This is a genomic window from Sphingomonas sp. Leaf17, assembly GCF_001421505.1.
Lineage (GTDB): Bacteria > Pseudomonadota > Alphaproteobacteria > Sphingomonadales > Sphingomonadaceae > Sphingomonas.
Window position 1 is genome coordinate 165,038 of the sequence record NZ_LMKL01000008.1, and the last position, 20,808, is coordinate 185,845.

General features: G+C 64.4%; 21 protein-coding genes. 3 read left to right on the forward strand and 18 right to left on the reverse strand.

Translation table 11 applies throughout. The features are described from left to right. Nucleotides 1-7 precede the first annotated feature (7 nt). Nucleotides 8-1,039 (forward strand): cell wall hydrolase, encoded by a 1,032-nt coding sequence (locus ASE75_RS12875; protein ID WP_235512734.1) that lies wholly within the window; start codon nucleotides 8-10, stop codon nucleotides 1,037-1,039. 3 nt (nucleotides 1,040-1,042) lie between these two features. Here ASE75_RS12875 and ASE75_RS12880 read toward each other — a convergent pair whose 3' ends face one another. The 9 genes from ASE75_RS12880 to uvrA all read right to left on the reverse strand — a co-directional run bounded on the left by ASE75_RS12880 (nucleotide 1,043) and on the right by uvrA (nucleotide 9,973). Continuing rightward, nucleotides 1,043-1,447 (reverse strand): glycine zipper 2TM domain-containing protein, encoded by a 405-nt coding sequence (locus ASE75_RS12880; protein ID WP_200922365.1) that lies wholly within the window; start codon nucleotides 1,445-1,447, stop codon nucleotides 1,043-1,045. Nucleotides 1,448-1,513: 66 nt separating this feature from the next. Beyond that, a complete protein-coding gene (locus ASE75_RS12885) occupies nucleotides 1,514-1,951 on the reverse strand; it encodes a DUF3597 domain-containing protein (RefSeq protein WP_055934187.1) in 438 nt (145 codons plus the stop codon). Between the two features lie 83 nt (nucleotides 1,952-2,034). Then, complete coding sequence (locus ASE75_RS12890) at nucleotides 2,035-2,262, reverse strand: hypothetical protein (RefSeq protein ID WP_055934189.1); 228 nt, start codon at nucleotides 2,260-2,262, stop codon at nucleotides 2,035-2,037. A gap of 77 nt (nucleotides 2,263-2,339) precedes the next feature. Then, on the reverse strand, nucleotides 2,340-2,549 hold the full coding sequence (locus ASE75_RS12895) for a cold-shock protein (protein WP_055934192.1): 210 nt from the start codon (nucleotides 2,547-2,549) through the stop codon (nucleotides 2,340-2,342). A 320-nt stretch (nucleotides 2,550-2,869) separates the two neighbouring features. Beyond that, nucleotides 2,870-4,519, reverse strand: coding sequence for a PA2169 family four-helix-bundle protein (locus ASE75_RS15950; RefSeq protein WP_235512736.1), 1,650 nt, complete (start codon nucleotides 4,517-4,519; stop codon nucleotides 2,870-2,872). Further along, on the reverse strand, nucleotides 4,516-4,698 hold the full coding sequence (locus ASE75_RS12905; protein ID WP_055934194.1) for a hypothetical protein: 183 nt from the start codon (nucleotides 4,696-4,698) through the stop codon (nucleotides 4,516-4,518). The genes ASE75_RS15950 and ASE75_RS12905 overlap by 4 nt, the downstream gene beginning before the upstream one ends. A 119-nt stretch (nucleotides 4,699-4,817) precedes the next feature. After that, on the reverse strand, nucleotides 4,818-5,333 hold the full coding sequence (locus tag ASE75_RS15565; RefSeq protein WP_156340457.1) for a hypothetical protein: 516 nt from the start codon (nucleotides 5,331-5,333) through the stop codon (nucleotides 4,818-4,820). A 16-nt stretch (nucleotides 5,334-5,349) separates the two neighbouring features. Next, nucleotides 5,350-7,002 (reverse strand): anti-phage dCTP deaminase, encoded by a 1,653-nt coding sequence (locus tag ASE75_RS15205; RefSeq protein ID WP_162233739.1) that lies wholly within the window; start codon nucleotides 7,000-7,002, stop codon nucleotides 5,350-5,352. 67 nt (nucleotides 7,003-7,069) lie between these two features. Further along, nucleotides 7,070-9,973 carry an excinuclease ABC subunit UvrA gene (gene uvrA / locus ASE75_RS12910; protein ID WP_055934196.1) on the reverse strand — a complete coding sequence of 968 codons (2,904 nt, stop codon included), beginning with the start codon at nucleotides 9,971-9,973 and terminating at the stop codon, nucleotides 7,070-7,072. A 154-nt stretch (nucleotides 9,974-10,127) separates the two neighbouring features. Between uvrA and ASE75_RS15700 the strand changes: the two genes are divergently transcribed. After that, complete coding sequence (locus ASE75_RS15700) at nucleotides 10,128-10,610, forward strand: hypothetical protein (protein ID WP_055934198.1); 483 nt, start codon at nucleotides 10,128-10,130, stop codon at nucleotides 10,608-10,610. A 138-nt stretch (nucleotides 10,611-10,748) separates the two neighbouring features. Here ASE75_RS15700 and ASE75_RS16065 read toward each other — a convergent pair whose 3' ends face one another. The 4 genes from ASE75_RS16065 to ASE75_RS12930 form a co-directional block, all read right to left on the reverse strand. Further along, nucleotides 10,749-10,877, reverse strand: coding sequence for a hypothetical protein (locus ASE75_RS16065; protein ID WP_268796047.1), 129 nt, complete (start codon nucleotides 10,875-10,877; stop codon nucleotides 10,749-10,751). Nucleotides 10,878-11,006: 129 nt separating this feature from the next. Continuing rightward, entirely contained in the window at nucleotides 11,007-11,762 is a 756-nt protein-coding gene (locus ASE75_RS12920; protein ID WP_055934200.1) for an SDR family NAD(P)-dependent oxidoreductase, read from the reverse strand. A 113-nt stretch (nucleotides 11,763-11,875) separates the two neighbouring features. Continuing rightward, the gene (locus ASE75_RS12925; RefSeq protein ID WP_055934546.1) at nucleotides 11,876-12,790 is read right to left on the reverse strand and encodes a LysR family transcriptional regulator; all 915 of its coding nucleotides are present in this window, start codon (nucleotides 12,788-12,790) and stop codon (nucleotides 11,876-11,878) included. A 69-nt stretch (nucleotides 12,791-12,859) separates the two neighbouring features. After that, on the reverse strand, nucleotides 12,860-13,636 hold the full coding sequence (locus ASE75_RS12930) for a hypothetical protein (RefSeq protein ID WP_055934202.1): 777 nt from the start codon (nucleotides 13,634-13,636) through the stop codon (nucleotides 12,860-12,862). A gap of 448 nt (nucleotides 13,637-14,084) precedes the next feature. Here ASE75_RS12930 and ASE75_RS12935 point away from each other — a divergent pair, with 448 nt between their 5' ends. Next, complete coding sequence (locus tag ASE75_RS12935; protein ID WP_055934204.1) at nucleotides 14,085-14,531, forward strand: hypothetical protein; 447 nt, start codon at nucleotides 14,085-14,087, stop codon at nucleotides 14,529-14,531. A gap of 464 nt (nucleotides 14,532-14,995) precedes the next feature. On the opposite strand, the gene ASE75_RS12940 is transcribed toward ASE75_RS12935, so the two are convergent. The 5 genes from ASE75_RS12940 to odhB all read right to left on the reverse strand — a co-directional run bounded on the left by ASE75_RS12940 (nucleotide 14,996) and on the right by odhB (nucleotide 20,761). Beyond that, the gene (locus ASE75_RS12940; protein WP_055934206.1) at nucleotides 14,996-16,591 is read right to left on the reverse strand and encodes an isocitrate lyase; all 1,596 of its coding nucleotides are present in this window, start codon (nucleotides 16,589-16,591) and stop codon (nucleotides 14,996-14,998) included. A gap of 261 nt (nucleotides 16,592-16,852) precedes the next feature. Beyond that, nucleotides 16,853-17,140: a hypothetical protein gene (locus tag ASE75_RS12945; RefSeq protein ID WP_055934208.1), complete on the reverse strand. Its 288-nt coding sequence runs from the start codon at nucleotides 17,138-17,140 to the stop codon at nucleotides 16,853-16,855. A gap of 445 nt (nucleotides 17,141-17,585) precedes the next feature. Then, nucleotides 17,586-18,989, reverse strand: coding sequence for a dihydrolipoyl dehydrogenase (gene lpdA, locus ASE75_RS12950; RefSeq protein WP_055934211.1), 1,404 nt, complete (start codon nucleotides 18,987-18,989; stop codon nucleotides 17,586-17,588). A gap of 102 nt (nucleotides 18,990-19,091) precedes the next feature. Further along, nucleotides 19,092-19,379 carry a GIY-YIG nuclease family protein gene (locus ASE75_RS12955; protein WP_268796048.1) on the reverse strand — a complete coding sequence of 96 codons (288 nt, stop codon included), beginning with the start codon at nucleotides 19,377-19,379 and terminating at the stop codon, nucleotides 19,092-19,094. A 101-nt stretch (nucleotides 19,380-19,480) separates the two neighbouring features. Then, nucleotides 19,481-20,761, reverse strand: a complete 1,281-nt coding sequence (gene odhB / locus ASE75_RS12960; RefSeq protein WP_055934214.1) for a 2-oxoglutarate dehydrogenase complex dihydrolipoyllysine-residue succinyltransferase — start codon at nucleotides 20,759-20,761, stop codon at nucleotides 19,481-19,483. Between the last annotated feature and the right edge of the window lie 47 nt (nucleotides 20,762-20,808).

The following is a 20,808-nucleotide window of genomic DNA, read 5'->3' on the forward strand; positions in this document are numbered from 1 at the left end:
GCACGGTTTGAACTATAAGGGCTATCTCGACTGGATCACCCGCCGCCGTCTGGCGGCAGCGGGGGGACTTGTGCTTGCATCCGGGCTGGCGATGTCGGCGCACGCCGCGCTGCGGGCCATGGCCGACCAGCGCGCCGTGACGACGGGCCTTGAGCGTCCGACGGGATATGAGGCGCAGGACCATTTTCCGGGGGCGGCCCTGCTGTATGCCGATCAGGAAACCCGGGCCGCCGAGATGGCGGCCCCTGCGGCTGGCGTGACCGGCACGATCGCGCTGCCCGCCGTGCCGGTTTCGGCCGACCGTGCGGCGGGCTGGGGCAATGGCGGCGTGGTCGCGGCCGCCCCATTTTCATCGCGGGCGGCCTCCGCCGTGGATCGCGGCCGGGCCTTGGAATGCCTGACGGCAGCGATCTATTACGAGGCGGCGTCGGAGCCGGATGCCGGACAGCAGGCGGTGGCACAGGTGATCCTGAACCGGGTGCGGCATCCCGCCTTTCCGGCGACGGTCTGCGGTGTCGTGTATCAGGGGTCGGAGCGGTCGGGGTGCCAGTTCAGTTTTGCCTGCGACGGGGCGATGTCGCGAGTTCCGGCCCGAAGCGGCTGGATGCGGGCGGCACGAGCCGCAGCGATGGCTTTGGCGGGTCGGGTCTATGCTCCGGTCGGCCTGGCCACCCATTACCACACCTACGCCGTGACGCCCGCCTGGAACCGGAGCCTGGTCATGACCGACGTGGTCGGCGCGCATTTCTTCCATCGGTGGAAGGGATATTGGGGTACCGCCAGCGCCTTTCACCAGCGCTATCTTGGCAATGAGCCGGTGCCGGGACCGCATCGTGCCGTCGTGACAACACCAGTGCTCATGAATATCATATCGCCGTTGCCAATACCGGCGGCCGGCATCGTGACCGCTCCGCCAGTGCCGCAGCGGAACGAAGCGCCCGCCGAAACACCATCAACGGCGGTCGTGGCTACCGACAATCTTCCACCGGCCTCGCAGATACTCGACCGGTGGAAGGATTCGGGCAAACCGATCAGCTAGGCATCAGCGGCAGCGAACGTCGCCGTTGTTGCGGTCGACCGCACGACCGGCAAGCGCACCACCGGCGGCACCCAGTACCGTGCCGAGCAGTTCCGAGCCACCCGGCGCGATGATGTTGCCGAGCACGCCACCGGCGGCACCGCCGACCAGCAGACCGGTCGTGCCGTTGTTGCGGCGGCAGTAATAGCGCCCGTCCTGCCCACGATAGATCCGCTCGTTGGCCGCCAGTCGGCGGTCGCGGCGGGCGGGGCGATAATAGCGGCCAGCGTCATAGCCGTTATAGGCCGGGTCGGGGCGGTTGTAATCGTAGTTGCCGTAGCTGGAATAATTGCTGCCATAGCCGCCGGTGGTCGAGCAGCCGCCGAGCATGGCGGCGGCACCCAGTGCCGCGATCACGAAAATACGCATTGTCATTCTCCCTGTTACCGATCCCCGCCCGATGGGCGAACGCGGGACCGGTGGTCGCGGTTGCAATCAGTCGCGCAGATCGGCGGGGACGGTGCCGCCATTCTGGGCGAGCTTCGTCATGACGGCGCGGTGGAGCCACATGTTCATCTCGGCGCTGCCGTCCTTGGCACCGGTGTAGCCCAGTTCGTCGGCCAGTTCCTTGCGGGCGGTCAGGCTGGAGTCGAGATCGAGCAGCTTCATCAGGTCAACGATCGACGAGCGCCAGTTGAGATCCTTGCCCTGGGCGCGGGCGGTCAGGATGGCGTCGACGTCAACCGGAGCCTGCCGGGCGGCGGGAGCGGCGGCGGGGGTCGGGACCGGCGCGGCCTGGGGGGCGGCGGTCGGGCGGGACACGGGAGCGGCGGGTGCCGGCTGGGGGGCCTCGTCCTTCTTGCCGCCGAAGGCGCCGCCGAGCGGGCCGTTGTCGCCGAAGATGGCGGATTTGATCTTGCTGAAAATACTCATCGGGTCACCTGTCATTCGTGAAAGACAGGGACCGAACGGGCGGTGGGCATCCGGTGTTCCGCAGGAATATCCCGCGGCGACGGTTATGCGGGGTGGGAGAGCATCTCGGCGGTCAACGCGTCGCTGTTTTCAGCGGTGCGGGTTTCGCGGGCGATGCGCAGGACCTGGGTCCGTTCGGCGCGGGTGGCCATGGCATCCCAGGCCTTTTCGGCGCGGCTGCAACGATCCTTGACGTTGTCGAGGACGGCGGCGTCGCCATTGGCGCGCTCTTCGGCGGCGCGGGCGCGGTAGAACTCGGGGTTATCGGCCATGTTCTGTATCTCCGCTGCCTGAAAGTAGAAACGACCGGCCCGGGAGTGTCCCCGGGCCGGTCGCCAAACAGCTGAAATCAATCAGCCGCTTCGAGGTTCACCGCCGACTGCTTGCCGCGACGATCCTCTTCGAGTTCGTACTTGACGCGCTGGTCCTGGCGCAGCGTCGGCATGCCGGCACGCTCAACGGCCGAGATGTGGACGAAGGCATCGTTGCCGCCGCCGTCCGGCGCGATGAAGCCATAACCCTTGTCCGCGTTGAAGAACTTTACGGTTCCGATGGTCATAAAGAATTCCTTTCTTCTTTCGGGGCGATCCGAACGTCGGATCAGCCGGTGCCTTGGGCAGCAGGGAAAGAAGGAAGAAGGTGCCGCAAAGCGCCGTAGACCGTCGATGTGCGACTGTAGCCTCACCCATATAGGGGACGGGGGTCGACATTGCAAATGGGGGGTGGCGATTGATGAGATTTCGGGGTGACCGCGTCCGCCACGACTCCGGCCGTCATCCGCGCCCGGTCAAGGTTGACGGGGGCCGAAACGCCCGTGCCCCTGCGTTCGCCGGAGCACGGGGTGCGTACGGCCGCCTTGGGCAGCCATGCGCGATCCGGTTACGCTTCCATCGAATGCTTGATGTCGCGCATCTGGTCGTGGCCCTGCTTGACCGAGGTGTAGGCGTCCTGGATCGCCTGCCTGGTGGCGGGCGTCAGGTCGGTGTCGGCCAGCGCCTTTTCGAACTTGGCCTTGATGTGATCCTCGCCGCGCTCGACCTCGTTGACGATCGCCTTGTCGTCGCGGCCGGTGACGGCGGCCTTGAGGTTCAGGAAGATGCGGTGCGCGCCGGCCAGCACGGTGCCGTCGTCGTCGGGGGTGCCGCCAAGCGAACGCACCTCCTGTTGCAGTGTGGTCGCGACCTGGCGACGCTCGGCCGCGCGGTCGTTGAACAGGCCGACGAAGCGGGCGTTCTCGGCATCCTTGGCGGCTTCGGTATAGCCGTCGACGCTGTCGAGCGTGGTTTCGATGAGACCGTTGAGCGTGCTGATGTCGTGGTCGTGATCGGCCATGGGGATGGTCCTTTCGTGATGGAGATGGCGGGATAACGCACCGGGCCGGCGACCGGGTGCGGCCCCGCCCTGTTTTTGTTGTCTTTTCCGGGCGAGCCGACGCGCGGTCCGGGTGGGCCGAGCCGGCGTGGCGGGCGTCGCGCCGGCGGCGGCGCGGGCGAACCAGCGGTCGCGGGCGAACGCGCCGAGCGTGCGGGCGTTGGCGATCGCGGCCAGACGCGGGGCATCGACGGCGGCGCGCTCGTCGGGCGTCAGGTCGCGGGCATAGTCGGGCGCGCCATAGGTGCCGTGCTCGGTGCCCGCGAACCCGGCGGGCGGCGGGAAGCGGGTGCGCCAGTCACCGGCGGTGTCGTCCCACCAGACCAGTCCAGTGTCGTCCCACGGGACGAGGCCAGTATCGCCGTCGCCGCTTTCGCGAAGTGGAGGGTGTTGGTGTTCGTGAGACTCCGCGTTGTGCCCGGTGGACGTGGCGGTGGCGGACGCCGATGGCGGGCGGCGCAGCAGGCCCGATGCCTCCGCGCGCGCCCATTGTTCGGTGTCCCAGTCGGCCATGCGCGCGATGTCGAGGTCGTCGGTGCGCACGCCGGGGTCGAGTCCGGCCTGCACGCGCAGATAGCGGTCGGCGCTGGCGAGGGTCAGGACCGGGACCATTTCGGGCTGCGGTGCCTCCACGACGCGGGTGCCGACGAACAGGCCGGCGCGCGCGGGGTCGCCGCCCTCGTCGATGAGCGTCAGGAAGGCGTCGAAATCGCCGGCGACGACGCGCGGCCCCTGCCCCGCCGCCGTCGCGTCATGGGTGTCGGCATAACGATCGAGCCGGGTGAGGACATAGGCGGCGAGGCGGTTGTCATAGCGGTGGCGGGTGACGGTGGAGCCGTCGGCGCGGGTGATCGTCTCCTCCTGCCCGTCGATCGCGCGGGCGGTGAGCAGGTCGGTGATGCGATCACGTGCGAGCAGCCGCGCCGCGTCCCAGCCGATCGCGAACGCCGCCCCGCTGGCGCGGCGGCGCAAAGCGTAGAGCGAGGTGACGGACAGGCCAACGTGGCGGCAGGCGGCGTCGGCGGTGTGGCCTTCCGCGATCCGTTCGAGGAAGGCGCGCTGGCGGGGTGGGGTCCAGCCGTCGTGGCGATGGGCGTGGGCGCGTGCGCCGGCTTGCACGAGGGCGGCTTGCGAGAGGGTGGCGAAGGCGGCGGTCATCGCGGGGTGGCCGGATTGCGGAACAGCGCGGTCCAGCGGTCGCGGTTCTGCGCGATGTCGGGGGGCGTGGGCCGGGTGGTGCCGATGCGGCCGGCGGCGACATGCGTGGCCCAGCGGCGGTGGTGGTCGGCCTCGTTATCGGGGTGGCCAATGATGATGCGGGTGCGCGACTCGGACATGCGTCCTCCGGAACAAAGGGGGACCGCGTTGGTATGCCGGAATGGGGATTGTAGGACAGCAGTATTTTTTAATTGCTTTATCTTTAGAACTGCTGCCCAAATTTCATTCAGTTGCAGAATTATGCAAATATATCAGAATCATTTGTCAGCCTCGACAAAGCAACATCTCTTCCTGTAACATGCGAAATAGACGAGGCAAAATACTTAGATATTGAGTTTATCATAAGCTCATCATCAAGTAAAGCCATATAGGGGCCATGTGCATTCCCATCATGGCTCAGATGGTTTTCGATTATATGCATCCAAAATGCTGGGTTTGACTCGACTGAGCTATAATTATATAAATTCAATAATCCAAATATATCAATGTACTGCGTTCCTATTTTTTCAAATTCTTTAAAGGCGTGAATACGACCTCCCGCAAGACGGTCCATTCTTGGCGATGCTCGAATGTCAAAAACCCACTTAGGCTTTAAACAACTAAGAGCGGCTTTAAACGATCTCACGCCAAAGTCTGCTACATCCATAACAATTACGACATCTGGGTCCGGAAATGGCAAAGATAGTTGCCGATCGTCCTTTTCCTTCCTAATACAATATGTCGGTATGTCTGCACTATCATAAACAAGGCGCATCCACGGCTTACTACGGTTATTCACCGCCCGTCTCACCGATGCTCTCTGTTATTTTAGCTTCGACTTGCGCATAGCTAACCTGCAAGGCCTGAGCAACACCACTGCCATCAGCCTCTGGAAAGTTTTCAAACATTACGCCAGTAGACTCGTTCTTGAGTTCTCGATCCTTATAGAATGCTCGTCGATACAGCCTCGGGGCAACACCAGTGAACGGTCTGAACAAAACCAGGGGAGATACATCATGTCCTTTATTATTGTCGTAGGTAGATATCTTACTTGGAGCCATCCAGTCCTTCTTAACGGTAGTAATAGAGTCCCCGTGAAGGGGTAATGCACGACTTTTCAAATACGGCTCAATAAATTGTACTTCATCGACACCGGCAGCAACTATGTGTCTTGCACAATTATGACATGGATATGTCGTTACAAAAAGCCTCGACCCTATAGTTGACACGCCTTGCCGGGCAGCAGACAAGAGAGCGTCCATCTCCGCATGGACTGCACGACTAAACTCAATTATTTGCCCAAGTCTTGTCGACTTTATTTTATTTCTGACATCAGGGCTGTTTTTCAAACCAAACCCCTCCAGAGCGTTAACAAGCTCGCTTACTATAGAGTTTTGCTCCATAGTGTTTCTGCAGTAACCACCATGAAATGCACATCGATGATCGGCATCTGGATTAATATCATCGTCTGATACTTGTCCAAATTCGCTTCCATAAACCCCTCCTCCAGCTCTAGGTACCTCGTTAGTGCCTGTAGCCAGAAGGCTTCCCTTACCATCCATCAGAGCGGCACCTACCTGCCTCGACAAGCAGGCGCTCCGCATCCTCGCTCCAAATGCATGATACATCGCAGTTTCATTGGTACGAGGTCGATAGATTTTGGTATGACTCAAAATATCCGTCAGCCTTCCCAATTCGTCAGTAACGTTCCAGTCTGGGTTCGGAACTTCCTTACCACCGACTAATGTTTTTAGTCTTGAGACTGAGTTGTCTAGAAAGAATTCTGACAAATGAAATGTGGCAGATACTTGCTGCCCATACTTAACAGCGGCCTTTTCATCACGCTGCATAAATTCTTCGATTTTGTCTCTTCCAGCATCAGAAAACTTTTGGGTTAGCCTAGATTTCCGCGTCTCGTCGTCACATACAACACCGATAAGGCAAAAGGCCTGTTGATAAACCCTCCTTAAAAGCTCTACCTCACCAGGATTTCTTAATGAATCTAAAATGTAAGCACGCGGTGCGCTATCCGGCTCTACCGCCCTTCCAGTCACCATCTCAACGCTTGTAGCTTTTGCTCGATGTTCAACAATTTTTCTTATAAGCCGCACCGCAACAGCAGAGTTTTCCCCGGTTTTTCGACGCAGTTCATCACCCGCATCTTGCAAAGCACGAGTGCAGTCCATTTTTCCATCGCCGATAATATTGAATTCTGACGCATTAGCCCATTCCGTAATAACATCTCGCGCCTTATAAATATTAGCGTCGTACCCGTTATCCTTAAGGAATTTGTGAAGAGCCTCAGCAACCTCACTGGTTCCTGATCCTACTGGCCCAACCACTCCAAATATCATTTCGTGGGAAGCGAGTTGCTTAACTATTTCAGTTGCACTTGTGGTTTTTGTATCATTCGCAGGCGCTGTTTTTGGAACTGTGCTTGCCATATTATTTCCCCGACGCTCATTATCCCCAATGAACATCACATTTTCGATTCGAACAAGCGTGTTGTTTTTATCGCAGCAACGGCGACAGGTACTTCCCCGTGAAGCTCCCCTTGGCCTTGGCGACCACCTCCGGCGTGCCTTCCGCGACGATTTCGCCACCCTTGACGCCGCCCTCAGGCCCCAAGTCCAGCACCCAGTCGGCGGTTTTGATGACGTCGAGATTGTGTTCGATGACGACGACGGTGTTGCCCTGTTCGACGAGCTGGTGGAGGACTTCGAGGAGTTTGCGGACGTCCTCGAAATGCAGGCCGGTGGTGGGTTCGTCGAGGATGTAGAGGGTGTTGCCGGTGGCGCGGCGGGAGAGTTCCTTGGCGAGCTTGACGCGCTGCGCCTCGCCGCCGGACAGGGTGGTGGCCTGTTGCCCGACCTTGACGTAGCCGAGACCGACCTCGACCAGCATGGCCATGCGGTCGCGGATGGGGGGGACGGCCTTGAAGAACTCGGTCGCATCCTCGACGGTCATGTCGAGCACGTCGGCGATGCTCAGGCCCTTGAACTTCACCTCGAGCGTTTCGCGGTTGTAGCGCGCGCCGTTACACACGTCGCACTGGACGTAGACGTCGGGGAGGAAGTGCATCTCGATCTTGAGGACGCCGTCGCCCTGGCAGGCTTCGCAGCGGCCGCCCTTGACGTTGAAGCTGAAGCGGCCGGGTTTGTAGCCGCGGGCCTGCGATTCCGGCAGCTGCGCGAACCAGTCGCGGATCAGGGTGAAGCTGCCGGTGTAGGTGGCGGGGTTGGAGCGGGGCGTGCGGCCGATCGGCGACTGGTCGATGTCGATGACCTTGTCGAGATATTGCAGGCCGGTGATCTTGTCGTGCTTGCCCTGCACGATGCGCGCGCCGTTAAGGGTGCGCGCGGCGCTGGCGTAAAGCGTGTCGATGGTGAAGCTGGACTTGCCGCTTCCGCTAACGCCGGTGATGCAGGTGAAGGTGCCGAGGGGCAAGCTGGCGGTGACGCCCTTCAGGTTGTTGGCGGTGGCGTTGTGGACGGTCAGCTTCTTGCCGTTGCCCTTGCGGCGTTTCGCGGGGACTTCGACGCGGCGGGTGCCGTTGAGATAATCGGCGGTGATGCTGGTCTTGGATTTGAGTATCTGCTTGAGGGTGCCCTGCGCCACGACCTCGCCGCCATGGACGCCCGCGCCCGGTCCCATGTCGATGACATAATCGGCGGTGCGGATCGCGTCCTCGTCATGCTCGACGACGAGCACGGTGTTGCCGAGGTCGCGCAGGCGGCGCAGCGTGGCGAGCAGCATGTCGTTGTCGCGCTGATGCAGGCCGATGCTGGGTTCGTCGAGGACGTAGAGGACGCCGGAGAGGCCCGAGCCGATCTGCGACGCGAGGCGGATGCGCTGGCTCTCGCCGCCCGACAGCGTGCCGCTGGTGCGGTCGAGGTTCAGGTAATCGAGGCCGACATTGTTGAGGAAGCCGAGGCGTTCGACGATTTCCTTGAGGATGCGTTCGGCGATCGCGTTCTGCTGGCTGGTCAGGTCGGCGGGGAGCGCGGTGAAGAAGGCGAGCGCGTCGACGACCGACATGTGGGTGATGCGGGCGATGTCCTGCATCGCGACCTTGACCGCGAGCGCCTCGGGCTTGAGGCGCGCGCCGTGGCAGGTCTCGCACGGGGCGGAAGACTGGTATTTGCCCAGCTCCTCGCGCATCCACGCGCTGTCGGTGGCGAGCAGGCGGCGGTTGAGGTTGCCGACGACGCCCTCGAACGGTTTCTTGACGTCATACGCCTTTTTGCCGTCGATGAAGGTCAGGGTGACGGGCTTGCCGCCGGTGCCGTGGAGGATGATGCGGCGCGCGTCCTCGGACAGGTCGGCCCAGGGGGTGTCGAGGCTGAAGTCGAACGCCTTGGCGAGGCTGCCGAGCACCTGCATGTAATAGGGCGAGGGCGGGTTGGATTTCGCCCAGGGGACGACCGCGCCCTTCTTGATGCTGAGGTCGTGGTTGGGGACGACCAGATCCTCGTCGAACAGCATTTTCTCGCCGAGGCCGTCGCAGGCCGGGCACGCGCCCTGGGGTGCGTTGAAGCTGAACAGGCGGGGTTCGATTTCGGCGATGGTGAAGCCGCTGACGGGACAGGCGAACTTTTCGGAGAAGACGATGCGGTTGGGGAGGACCCCTGCCCCCTTCATCGCGCCGCCATCGGCCTTGGCATCGGTGGACGCAGCGGTCGCCTCCGCCACGGTGGTATCCAGCAGGTCGATATACGCCAGCCCCTCGGCCAGTTTCAGGGCGGTTTCGAAGCTTTGCGCCAGACGCGCGGCGATGTCGGGGTTGACGACGATGCGGTCGACGACGACCTCGATGTCGTGCTTGAACTTCTTGTCGAGCGCGGGCGCGTCCTCGATCTCGTGGATCTCGCCGTCGATGCGCACGCGGGTGAAGCCCGCCTTCTGCCACTCGGCCAGTTCCTTGCGGTACTCGCCCTTGCGCCCGCGCACGACGGGGGCGAGCAGATAGGCGCGCGTGCCTTCGGGCAGGGTCAGGACGCGGTCGACCATCTGGCTGACGGTCTGCGCGGCGATCGGCAGGCCGGTGGCGGGCGAATAGGGGATGCCGACGCGCGCCCAGAGCAGGCGCATGTAATCGTAGATCTCGGTCACGGTCGCGACGGTCGAGCGCGGGTTGCGGCTGGTCGTCTTCTGTTCGATCGAGATGGCGGGCGACAGCCCCTCGATATGGTCGACGTCGGGCTTCTGCATCAGCTCAAGGAACTGGCGCGCATAGGCCGACAGCGATTCGACGTAGCGGCGCTGCCCCTCGGCATAGATGGTGTCGAAGGCGAGGCTGGACTTGCCCGACCCCGACAGCCCGGTGATGACCGTCAGCGTGTCGCGCGGAATGTCGATATCGACGCCCTTGAGGTTGTGTTCGCGGGCACCCCGCACGGAAATCTTGGTCAGCATGAGGGTGCGTGTTCCATATTTGTTCGGGGGCGGCAAGCGGTGCGGTGGACATGGTGGCTGGGACCGCACGCGACAAGCCGAAACCACCGCGTGTGTTACTTGAATAGGACGGTTCTTGCGCCCATGTTGGACGCGAGCACGAAGGGATCAGACGATGGCCAAGACGATCAAGACCGACCGCAACGGGTTTCCCAAACGGATTGCCGGCGTGAAAGTGCCCAAACCCTTGCGCAAACCCGCCGCGATGCTGATCGACAAGGCGCGCACGCCCGAGGGGCAGGCGATCATCGGCAAGGGCGTGGCCGCGGTGATGGCGTTCGCCGCCGCGACCCGGGCGCAGGCGGCGCATGCGCCCAAGCCGAAGATGGCGGACGCGCCGGTGGCCCGGGAGGCACCGACGCCGCCACACGGCACGACCGCCCCGCCACCCCCTGCCCCGCCGGTGCCGCCAGTGCCGCCAGTGCCGCCAGTGCCGCCAGTGCCACCGGTGCCGCCAAAGCCGGAGAGCGCCAGGGGTCCGGCCGCACCGGGCGTTGGCGGGACGACGGCGTCGCCCGAACTGGAAAAGGTGGTCGACGCGATCGGCGCGGCGGCGGACGCGGTGTTCGCGCGGATGTTCAAGGGGAAGATGGGGTGAGGCGTCCTATGGGCGGCTCAAGCCGCTGACGGAGCGCTACGACGGCAGGCAAACCCCGGAGGTAAGGCACGTTGGCCTTATCTTTCTTGCCGAAAACGGTTAGTAGGAACGTTGACACGTTGAATCCGGCGCAACAGGTTATGATCCGATGCCCGCCGGATTTACAGCCACCCGCAGCGTTCCGGCTCCCCCACACGCCGGCATGATATTACCCGATTTCGGATTGGCGGCGATGAGGTCCACCAACGCCTGATCCTCATCGGCCATGCCTGCATGCAACGCGGCTGCGAGATAGGCACTGGTTTCGACGACCGACAGCCTTGTCACAATGGTGCGAGATACCCGTAGCATGCCAGAAGCCGTACAGGCGACCGGCGGATGTTGCCTTCCCCGCCGTCAGAGCGACCATCCGCCGTCGATGACGGTGGCGGCGCCGGTGACGAAGCCGCCGAGGTCCGAACACATCCACAGCACGGCTTCGGCGATTTCCTCGGGCTTGCCCAGGCGGCCGACGGGTTCGAGGTCGATCGCCTTCTGCACATCGCCGCCGGTGAAGCGGTCCATCATCGGTGTTTCGATGTTGCCCGGCAGCACGGCGTTCACGCGGATCCCCTTCGCGGCGTAATCCAGCGCGGCCGAGCGGGTCAGGCCGATGATGGCGTGCTTGGACGCGGCATAGGCCGCCCCGCCGGCGACACCGCGGATCCCGGCACCCGACGACGTATTTACCACGACGCCGCTGCCCTGTGCGGCCATCTGCGCCAGTTCGTGCTTCATGCACAGAAACGTCCCGCGCAGGTTGATGCCGAGGATCCGGTCCCATTCCGCCACGTCGATGTCGTGGACCGCGGCGGCCCTGTTCTCGACCCCGGCATTGTTGAACGCACAATCGAGCCGGCCAAACCGTGCAACCGTGCGCGCGACGGCGGATTCGACCTGCGCCGGATCAGCCACGTCGCAGGGCATGGCCAGAACCTCCGCCCCGCTTCGCGCGATCTCGTCGCGAAGCAGCGCCAGCGCGTCCTCCGACCGGTCGGTGATGGCGACCCCTGCGCCTTCGCGGGCAAAGGCGATCGCAGCGGCGCGGCCGATACCGCTGGCGGCCCCAGTGATGAAGGCGACCTTGCCCGTGAAGCGTTGTCCGGTGGTCATGATAGCGGCTCTCTCACATGCGGTTGACAGGGCATGGAGATAGGGCGGCGATCCCCGCCGGTCAGGCCATCCGCCCCTCATCGCGGGCATGAGGCCCGTTCATCAATACGCGGCTACAGGCCGAGCGGCGCAACCTGACGGATCAGATCGATCAGCAGGCGCAGGCCAGCCGGGAGCTGTCGCCGGCCGGGATAATAGATGTGGAAGCCCGGTCCGTCCGGCGCCCAGTCGCGCAGGACGATCCGTAAAAGTCCCTGCGCCACCAGCGGCGTGACGCAGGGTTCGGGGAGATAGGCCAGTCCGCCGCCCGCCGCGGCCAGCGTCAGGCCGAAATGGGTGTTGTCGATCGTCACCACACCGGGCACGGCGACCTCCAGCCGCTCGCCGGCGCGGTCGAACTCCCAGGGGTAGAGCCGGTCATCGCCAAGCCGGATGCGAAGGCACCGGTGCGCGTGCAGGTCCTGCGGATGATTGGGCACGCCGTGGTGGTCGAGATAGGCCGGCGATGCGACCACGACCCAGCGCAGATCGGCGGACAGGCGCTGCGCCACCATATCCTCCGGCACGGTGCCGCCATAGCGGATGCCGGCATCGGCACCGGTGGCCACCACATCCAGCATGTCGTTGCTCACGCGGACATCGACGTCCACGCCGGGATGCCGTTCGGCGAACAGCGGCAGGACCGGTGCGAGGAGCAACGTGCCGGCATGTTCCAGCACGTTGAGGCGGATGCGGCCGGTGACCGCGCCGGCGGACCGGTACTGATTCAACCGGTCGAACGCCGACCCGATCGCCGAGGCCGGTCCGTCCAGCGCGGCGAACAGATCCTCGCCGGCCGCCGACAGGGTGACGCTGCGGCTGGTGCGATTGAGCAGGCGGACGCCGAGACGCGCCTCCATCGCCTTCAGCGCATGGCTGACGGCCGAGGCACTGACACCGAGTTCACGGCCCGCACGACGGAAGCTGCGGTGCCGGGCAAGGGCGAGGAAGGTGGCCGTATCGGCAAGGTCGGCGCGTCCGGTGAGCATGTCCAGGCGGTAGCGCAACCGCCGCCGGGACGCGAGCGATGCGACGGATCGCGGGCGCGGATCCGCCCCCTACTCCACCCCCCGCCGGGTGAAGTCGATGCGGATGCGGACCCAGGCGCCGATGACGGGTTTGCCGCCGATGCGCGGGGGGCGGACGCGGAATTGCCAGGCGGCCTGGCGCATGGCGCGGGCGAGGCCGGAGCCGATGGGGGATTCGCCGAGCGCGCGGCAGTTTTCGACCTGGTAGTTCTCGATCGTGCGGCAGGCGATGAGCGCCCAGCTGTCGGGGGGTGCGCCCTTGGTCAGATAACCGTTCAGTTCGGCGTCGGTCGGGCGGCGATACCATTCGGCGTTGTAGAGCCGCTCGCCGCCGGGGCCTTCGCCGGGGCCGTAGGCGGAACCGCTGTCCTTGCCCGATCCTGCGCCCTCGCTGTCGCCGCCGCCGTCCGCCGCGGCGCGCGCCGGCACCTTGGCGAGGTCGAAGTCGCTGTTCAGGATGACCATGCCGCTGGGCTGGGCGGTGACGGGTGGCGGGACGATCGGCGTGGGGGCAACGACCGCGCCGGACGATGCGCGGGGCGGTGCCTTGACCGGGTTGGGCGCGGCGGCCCCTCCCCCGTCGGGCTTGACCGGGTTTTCCGCGACCGACGGCGTGGGCGGGCGCTCCGGCTGCACGTCGAACGTGGTGAGGCGCGGCTGGTCGGGCTTGAGCGGGTTGAGCGACGGCGCGAGGGTCAGCAGCAGCGCGACGATCAGCAGGTGCGCGGCGACCGTCAGCGCGAAGGCGGTGGCGCGGCGGCGGCGCGAGGCGGGGGTCGGCGCGGACAGATAGGAGGACGACGCCATCGGCCTTGGCGCGTAGCCGGTGTGCGGGGTGGGGGCAACGGGGTGTTTGGGGGATGTAGCCGACGCTGGCGGCGGGCAACTACAGTGCGGCGCGCAGCAACGCACAAGCCGCGCTGGCGGCCGATCCGTCGCTCTCGGCGGCGCAGGTGGTGCTGCGACACGGTCCGCTTTACCGCGATGGGCGGTTTCTCCAAATCGACCGCCAGNGGGGGGGGGGGGGGGGGGGGGGGGGGGGGGGGGGGGGGGGGGGGGGGGGGGGGGGGGGGGGGGGGGGGAGAATCCTGCCGGACTCGCGAGAACGCAAAATATGCACAGTTTGCAGCTCGATTGCGGAAACTGATGTTTATTTGATGGTCAGGTTCGGGCCGATAAACTGCAACCTCCTCCCCCCACTCAGTCGCTTCTGACTTGCTATTGAAGATGCGCTTCCAAGACTGACAGTTATCGCATGGACACCAAAATGAAGCTCGAGGCCTGGTGGGCACAGACAGGTGCCAACATCAAAACACGGCCCACCCCGCCGGGAGTCATTAACTCGATTGCACGGCGCTACGACCTCATACTTCCGCAGGATTTCCACAGTTATCTCACGATGGGGTCACCTGTCGCTGACAACTGGGATGACGAGATGGGCAATTGGTGGCCAGTCGACAGGATCAAGAATATTTCCGACGAATACGAGCACACATTGCCATCGTTCATCCCAAATAAGGGGAAGAGATTTCTATTTTTTCTCGACCACTGCATTTGGTGCTGGGCATGGGCAATATCCTGCGAGCAGGGAGCGACGTTCGGCAAAGTTGCGTTGATTGGCGGAGAAAATGAGCGGTTTGTCGCTGATACTTTTTCAGAGTTTGTCGAGCGCTATATCAGTAATTGGATAGCCGTGAGCTAGTTTGAATATAATTTCATTGCCCTTTCAGACGGTTACTATCTTTTTATTTTGGGATTGATCTAGAATCCAAAGACAAGGGTAACCGACTCTTTGGTCTTGCATTCCGGATCAAGTCCTGTGTGACGATCAAAAATAATGTTATCTTGGCGCATTTCAGTCCGTCATGGCGCCTTTGTTTGGTTACGATAGACCCCAATTGGCAAATTCGGATCGCGAGCGGTATTGGTGGTGGCCCTGGGTTCCTGCGTGCGCAGGAACACGGATGGGGTTTGGCGGGAGGGGAACGACCCGCCGTGCCGGCCTTTCGGGCCTGCGCGACGGGTTGCGCTTTCCTCCCCAGGAAACTGTTGGCTGGCCCCTTTGGCGCGTGGGGGCCGCGACCTGGCAAAGCCAGGTCGTCGGACGGTGCCGTCGGCACCGCCGGCCGGGCGTAAGGTGTCGTGGCGGCAGTGCCGCTGCGCACCTTACGCCGCGAACTGGTTCATCGTGTTGTGCGCGCCGCCGGCCTTCAGCGCCGCTTCGCCCGCGAAATAGTCCTTGTGGTCGTCGCCGATGTCGGAGCCGCTCATGTTCTGGTGGCGGACGCAGGCGATGCCTTCGCGGATTTCCTTGCGCTGGACGCCCTTGACGTAGCCGAGCATGCCGGCGTCGCCGAAATATGCTTTCGCCAGATTGTCGGTCGACAGCGCGGCGGTGTGGTAGGTCGGCAGCGTGATGAGGTGGTGGAAGATCCCTGCCCGCTTCGCGCTGTCCGACTGGAAGGTGCGGATGCGTTCGTCGGCCTGCGCCCCCAGCGGCGTTTCGTCATACTCGGCGCTCATCAGGCGGGCGCGGTCGTAGGCGCTGACGTCCTGCCCCGCATCGACCCAGGCGTCGTAGACCTGCTGGCGGAAGTTCAGCGTCCAGTTGAAGCTGGGCGAGTTGTTGTAGACCAGCTTGGCATTGGGGACGACCGCGCGGATGCGGTCGACCATGCCGGCGATCTGTTCGATATGCGGCTTTTCCGTCTCGATCCAGAGCAGGTCCGCGCCATTCTGTAGCGACGTGATGCAGTCGAGGACGCAGCGGTCCTCACCCGTGCCCGCGCGGAACTGGAACAGGTTGCTCGGCAGGCGCTTGGGGCGGAGGAGCTTGCCGTCGCGGTTGAGGATGACGTCGCCGTTGCGGGCGGTGGCGGGGTCGATCTCCTCGCAGTCGAGAAAGCCGTTATACTGGTCGCCGATGTCGCCGGGGGTCTTGCTGACCGCGATCTGCTTGGTGAGGCCGGCACCCAGCGAGTCGGTGCGGGTGACGATGATCCCGTCCTCGACGCCGAGTTCGAGGAAGGCGTAGCGACAGGCGCGGACCTTGGCGAGGAAGTCCTCGTGCGGGACGGTGACCTTGCCGTCCTGATGGCCGCATTGCTTTTCATCGCTGACCTGGTTCTCGATCTGGAGCGCGCAGGCCCCGGCCTCGATCATCTTCCGCGCTAGCAGATACGTCGCCTCCGCATTGCCGAAGCCCGCGTCGATGTCGGCGATGATCGGCACGACATGGGTCTGGTGGTTCTCGATCGCGTTGAGCAGACGTTGCTCCTCGATGCTGTTGCCGGCGGCGCGGGCGGCATCGACCTCGCGGAACAGCATGCCCAGTTCGCGCGCGTCGGCCTGGCGCAGGAAGGTGTAGAGTTCGGCGATCAGCGCAGGCACGCTGGTCTTTTCGTGCATCGACTGGTCCGGGAGCGGACCGAATTCCGAGCGGAGAGCAGCGATCATCCAGCCGGAGAGGTAGAGGTAGCGGCCTTGCGTGGAGCCGAAATGCTTCTTGATCGCGATCATTTTCTGCTGGCCGATGAAGCCGTGCCAGCAACCGAGCGACTGGGTGTAGCGCGCGGGATCCGCGTCATAGGCGGCCATGTCGGCGCGCATGATCTTGGCGGTGTAGCGGGCGATGTCGAGGCCGGTGGCGAAGCGGTTCTGGAGCCGCATCCGCGCGACGGATTCAGCGGAAATCCCGTCCCAGGTGCCGGCGTGATCGCGGATCAGCGTGTCGATCCGGGCGATATGCGTCTGGTAGGTCATGGTGGAGTCCTTCGCGGTCTGGCGTTGGACAGGTGGTAGCGCGGGGTTTGCCGGGATTTGTCGGGATTGCGACGGAATCCGGGTCTGGTTGTTGCCGATATGGCGGGCTAGCGCTGTGTTGGTGTGAAGAGTTTACATACCCTGTCACCCTTGCGCGGGCGAGAAGGATGGGGCGTGGGGTTCGTGTGTCGACACGCCACGAAAAAGCCGCCGCAACCCTGCGGTCGCGGCGGCCCGTTTCATGGCCGATGGGCGCGCGGCTTAGCGGACGGCGGCGGCCTCGTTCGCGATAATCTCGGCCTTCTGCTGGTCCGACATGGCGTGCGCGTTCACGTCGGCGGCGTCGATCGCGTGGGCGCGGTCTTCGCCGGTCTCGCGGACCTGCTCGGCCTTGTCCTCAAGATTGTCGGCCATGTCTTCCAGCGCATCGGCGCGGTTCTCGGCGGCCTTCTCGACCTGGCCGGCGAGCTTGTCGTCGCCATTGCCGCCACAGGCCGCGAGCGGCAGGGCGATGAGGGTGAGGCTGACGGCGGCGATAAGCTTCTTCATGATGGTTCCCCAGCTAGTGCGCGGTCTAACGCGCGGTCGTCCCGGCTGATCCGGTATACGGTGGCTGAACCGGTTTGGGGGGAATTGGTTCCATAGGCGTGACGATCCAGCGCAAAGCCGAAGGCGAGAAGGATCGGCACGCCCGGCCGGCGCGGCCCCGAAGGCCGCGACCGACGGCATGGGCTTTGCCCATGCCCGCCGCGCTGTGTTGTACCGCACGCGCGTCGTACGGCTGGGGGAAGCTGGGCCTATACGTCTTAACTCCGTCATTGCGAGCGAAGCAAAGCAATCTAGGGCGTCCTGCGGGTAACTCTGGATTGCTTCGCTTCGCTCGCAATGACGGGGGCGGGCTTGGGGCGGGCATGGGCAAAGCCCATGCCGTCGGTCGCGGCCTTGTGGGCCGCGCCGGCCGGGCAAGCCGATCCCCCTCGCCTTGCGGCTTCGGTTAGACGTGGATCGGCTTGCCCTGCACTGCCATCGCCGCCTCTTTCATCGCCTCGGCATGGGTCGGATGCGCGTGGCAGGTGTAGGCGATGTCCTCCGACGTCGCGCCGAACTCCATCGCGATCGCGGCTTCGGCGATGAGCGTGCCGGCCAGCGAGGAGACGATCCAGACGCCCAGCACGCGGTCCGACTTGGCATCGGCGATGATCTTGACGAAGCCGTCGGTGTCGCGATTGGTCTTGGCGCGGCTGTTGGCGGCAAACGGGAACTTGCCGACCTTGATCTCGCCCTTTTCCTTGGCCGCTTCCTCGGTCAGGCCGACGCCGGCGATCTCGGGCATGGTGTAGACGACGCTCGGGATGACGTCGTGGTTCACGATGCCGGTCTGGCCGGCGATGTTCTCGGCCACCGCGACGCCCTCGTCCTCCGCCTTGTGCGCGAGCATCAGGCCGGGGATGCAGTCGCCGATCGCCCAGACGCCGGGGACGGTCGTGGCGAAGCGGTGGTCGGTGTCGATCTGGCCGCGCGCGTTCAGGCCGAGCCCGATCGTGTCGAGACCGAGGCCGTCGACATTCGGGCGACGACCGATCGACACCAGCACGGCGTCGGCGGCGATCATCTCGGCGGTGCCGCCGGCGGCCGGCTCGACCGTGACGGTGGCCGCATCGCCTTCGGTGGCGACGCCGATGACCTTGGTCGCGGTCTTCAGCTCCATGCCCTGCTTCTTGAACAGCTTGGCGGTCTCGCGACGCACTTCCTCGTCAAAGCCGGGAAGGATGTTGTCCGCATATTCGACGACCGTCACCTTCGATCCCAGACGCCGCCAGACGCTGCCGAGTTCAAGGCCGATGACGCCGCCGCCGATGACGACCATGTGCCCGGGCACCTTCGGCAGCGCGAGCGCGCCGGTGCTGTCGACGACGATTTTCTGATCAACCTCGACGCCGGGCAGCGGCGTGACGCTGGAGCCGGTGGCGATGACGATGTTCTTTGCCGTGACGCTCTGGTCGGCAACGGTGACGGTGTGTGCGTCGGTGAAGGTCGCACGGCCCTTGAGCCAGGTGACCTTGTTCTTCTTGAACAGATATTCGATGCCGCCGGTCAGTTCCTTGACCGCCTTGGCCTTTTCGGCGTGCATCTGGTCGAGGTTCAGCGTGACGCCGGTGAAGTCGATGCCGAACTTGGTCATGTGACCGGCACTGGCTTCCTCATACAGTTCAGACGCATGGAGCAGCGCCTTGGACGGGATGCAGCCGACGTTGAGGCAGGTACCGCCAAGCGTCTCGCGCGCCTCCGCACAGGCCACGCGCAGGCCGAACTGGGCTGCACGGATCGCGGCGACATAGCCGCCCGGGCCGGCACCGATAACGAGGACGTCATAGTCGTATTGCTGTTCGTCGGCCATGGTTCTTCTCCGTCGTGCTCCTGCGAACGCAGGAGCCTAGGGTTACGGGGGACGCCGCCTGCGGCTCTGGGCCCCTGCGTTCGCAGGGGGCACGGGGCGGAATTAAAACAGCGTCTCGTACAAATCATTCCAATGCGGGTTGGTCTGTTCGATCAGGTCGATCTTCCAGGCCCGCTTCCACTTTTTCAACTGCAATTCGCGGTGTCGCGCCGACTGTATGTCGTCGCTCGCGTCGTACCAGACAAGGTTCGTGCAACCATACCGCCTGCTGAAGCCGTCCACCATGCGGTTACGGTGCTGGTATGCCCGGGCAGCCAGATCGCTGGTGACGCCGAGGTAGAGCGTTCCGTTGCGATGGCTGGCCATCAGGTAGACATAGCCGGGCTTCATGCGATCACTTTACCGTGCTCCTGCATGCGCACGAACCCAGAGCCACGAGCGGTCCGCTCGATAACCCTGGGCTCCTGCGTTTGCAGGAGCACGGGGGTGGATCACAGGTCGATCAGGATGCGGGTCGGATCCTCGATAGCATTTTTCAGCGCGACGAGGAACGTCACGGCTTCGCGGCCGTCGATCAGGCGGTGGTCGTAGCTGAGGGCGAGGTACATCATCGGGCGAATGACGACCTGACCGTTCACCGCGACCGGGCGGTCCTCGATGCGGTGGAGGCCCAGCACCGCCGACTGCGGCGGGTTGATGATCGGGGTCGACATCAGCGAGCCGAACACGCCGCCGTTGGAGATGGTGAAGGTGCCGCCCTTCATCTCGTCCATCTTCAGCGCGCCGTCCTTGGCGCGGCGGCCGAAGTCGCCGATCGTCTTTTCGACCTGTGCGACCGACATGCGGTCGGCGTCGCGGATGACGGGGACGACGAGGCCGCCGGGCGACGACACCGCGACCGAGATGTCGGCATAGTCGTGATAGACGATGTCATCGCCCTCGATCGAGGCGTTGACGGACGGGATGTCCTTCAGTGCCATACACGCGGCCTTCACGAAGAAGCCCATGAAGCCCAGGCGGACGCCGTGCTTCTTTTCGAACAGGTCCTTGTACTTGGCGCGCGCCTCGATGACGGCGGTCATGTCGACGTCGTTGAACGTCGTCAGCATCGCGGCGGTGTTCTGCGCCTCCTTCAGGCGCTTGGCGATGGTCTGGCGCAGGCGCGTCATGCGGACGCGCTCCTCCTTGCGCCCTTCCGCGCGGCCGGCGGGAGCAGCGCTACCGGTCGACGCGCCGGCAGAGGCCGGTGCGGCAGCCACAGGGGCCGGGGCCGGCTTCGCACTGGCGGCGGCGGTCACGTCCTCCTTGGTGATGCGGCCGTCCTTGCCGGTGCCCTTGACCGACGAGGGATCGACGCCGTGTTCCAGCACCGCGCGGCGAACCGAGGGGGAGAGCGCGGCCGGGGTGTCGCCGGGCGCGTCGGAGGCCGACGTACCGGGCTGGTCACCGTAACCGGCGCCGCCTTCGGATTTCGGCTCCTGCGTGACGGCGGGCTGCGGCGCGGCGGCCTGCGCCGGGGCGGCGGCGGCACCGTCGCCGGCGTCGATCGTCGCGATCATCGCGCCGACCTGGACCGTGTCACCGACCTGGACCGCATGCGCGCCCATGACGCCGGCGACCGGCGACGGCACCTCGACCGACACCTTGTCGGTTTCGAGGCTGGCGATCGGTTCGTCGACCGCGACCGTGTCGCCGGGCTGCTTCAGCCATTCGCCGAGCGTGGCTTCGGTGATCGATTCGCCCAGGGTGGGGACTTGGACTTCGGTTGCCATGGTCTTTTCCTCGTTCCCCGTTGGGGATCATAACCGGGTTCGGGACT

Excerpts from the sequence above, each read along its gene's own strand:
- ASE75_RS12880 (WP_200922365.1), bottom strand. The coding sequence starts at position 1,447 with ATGCGTATTTTCGTGATCGCGGCACTGGGTGCCGCCGCCATGCTCGGC.
- ASE75_RS12885 (WP_055934187.1), bottom strand. The coding sequence starts at position 1,951 with ATGAGTATTTTCAGCAAGATCAAATCCGCCATCTTCGGCGACAACGGC.
- ASE75_RS12890 (WP_055934189.1), bottom strand. The coding sequence starts at position 2,262 with ATGGCCGATAACCCCGAGTTCTACCGCGCCCGCGCCGCCGAAGAGCGC.
- ASE75_RS12895 (WP_055934192.1), bottom strand. The coding sequence starts at position 2,549 with ATGACCATCGGAACCGTAAAGTTCTTCAACGCGGACAAGGGTTATGGC.
- ASE75_RS15950 (WP_235512736.1), bottom strand. The coding sequence starts at position 4,519 with ATGACCGCCGCCTTCGCCACCCTCTCGCAAGCCGCCCTCGTGCAAGCC.
- ASE75_RS12905 (WP_055934194.1), bottom strand. The coding sequence starts at position 4,698 with ATGTCCGAGTCGCGCACCCGCATCATCATTGGCCACCCCGATAACGAG.
- ASE75_RS15565 (WP_156340457.1), bottom strand. The coding sequence starts at position 5,333 with ATGCGCCTTGTTTATGATAGTGCAGACATACCGACATATTGTATTAGG.
- ASE75_RS15205 (WP_162233739.1), bottom strand. The coding sequence starts at position 7,002 with ATGGCAAGCACAGTTCCAAAAACAGCGCCTGCGAATGATACAAAAACC.
- uvrA (WP_055934196.1), bottom strand. The coding sequence starts at position 9,973 with ATGCTGACCAAGATTTCCGTGCGGGGTGCCCGCGAACACAACCTCAAG.
- ASE75_RS15700 (WP_055934198.1), top strand. The coding sequence starts at position 10,128 with ATGGCCAAGACGATCAAGACCGACCGCAACGGGTTTCCCAAACGGATT.
- ASE75_RS16065 (WP_268796047.1), bottom strand. The coding sequence starts at position 10,877 with ATGGCCGATGAGGATCAGGCGTTGGTGGACCTCATCGCCGCCAATCCG.
- ASE75_RS12920 (WP_055934200.1), bottom strand. The coding sequence starts at position 11,762 with ATGACCACCGGACAACGCTTCACGGGCAAGGTCGCCTTCATCACTGGG.
- ASE75_RS12925 (WP_055934546.1), bottom strand. The coding sequence starts at position 12,790 with ATGCTCACCGGACGCGCCGACCTTGCCGATACGGCCACCTTCCTCGCC.
- ASE75_RS12930 (WP_055934202.1), bottom strand. The coding sequence starts at position 13,636 with ATGGCGTCGTCCTCCTATCTGTCCGCGCCGACCCCCGCCTCGCGCCGC.
- ASE75_RS12935 (WP_055934204.1), top strand. The coding sequence starts at position 14,085 with ATGGACACCAAAATGAAGCTCGAGGCCTGGTGGGCACAGACAGGTGCC.
- ASE75_RS12940 (WP_055934206.1), bottom strand. The coding sequence starts at position 16,591 with ATGACCTACCAGACGCATATCGCCCGGATCGACACGCTGATCCGCGAT.
- ASE75_RS12945 (WP_055934208.1), bottom strand. The coding sequence starts at position 17,140 with ATGAAGAAGCTTATCGCCGCCGTCAGCCTCACCCTCATCGCCCTGCCG.
- lpdA (WP_055934211.1), bottom strand. The coding sequence starts at position 18,989 with ATGGCCGACGAACAGCAATACGACTATGACGTCCTCGTTATCGGTGCC.
- ASE75_RS12955 (WP_268796048.1), bottom strand. The coding sequence starts at position 19,379 with ATGAAGCCCGGCTATGTCTACCTGATGGCCAGCCATCGCAACGGAACG.
- odhB (WP_055934214.1), bottom strand. The coding sequence starts at position 20,761 with ATGGCAACCGAAGTCCAAGTCCCCACCCTGGGCGAATCGATCACCGAA.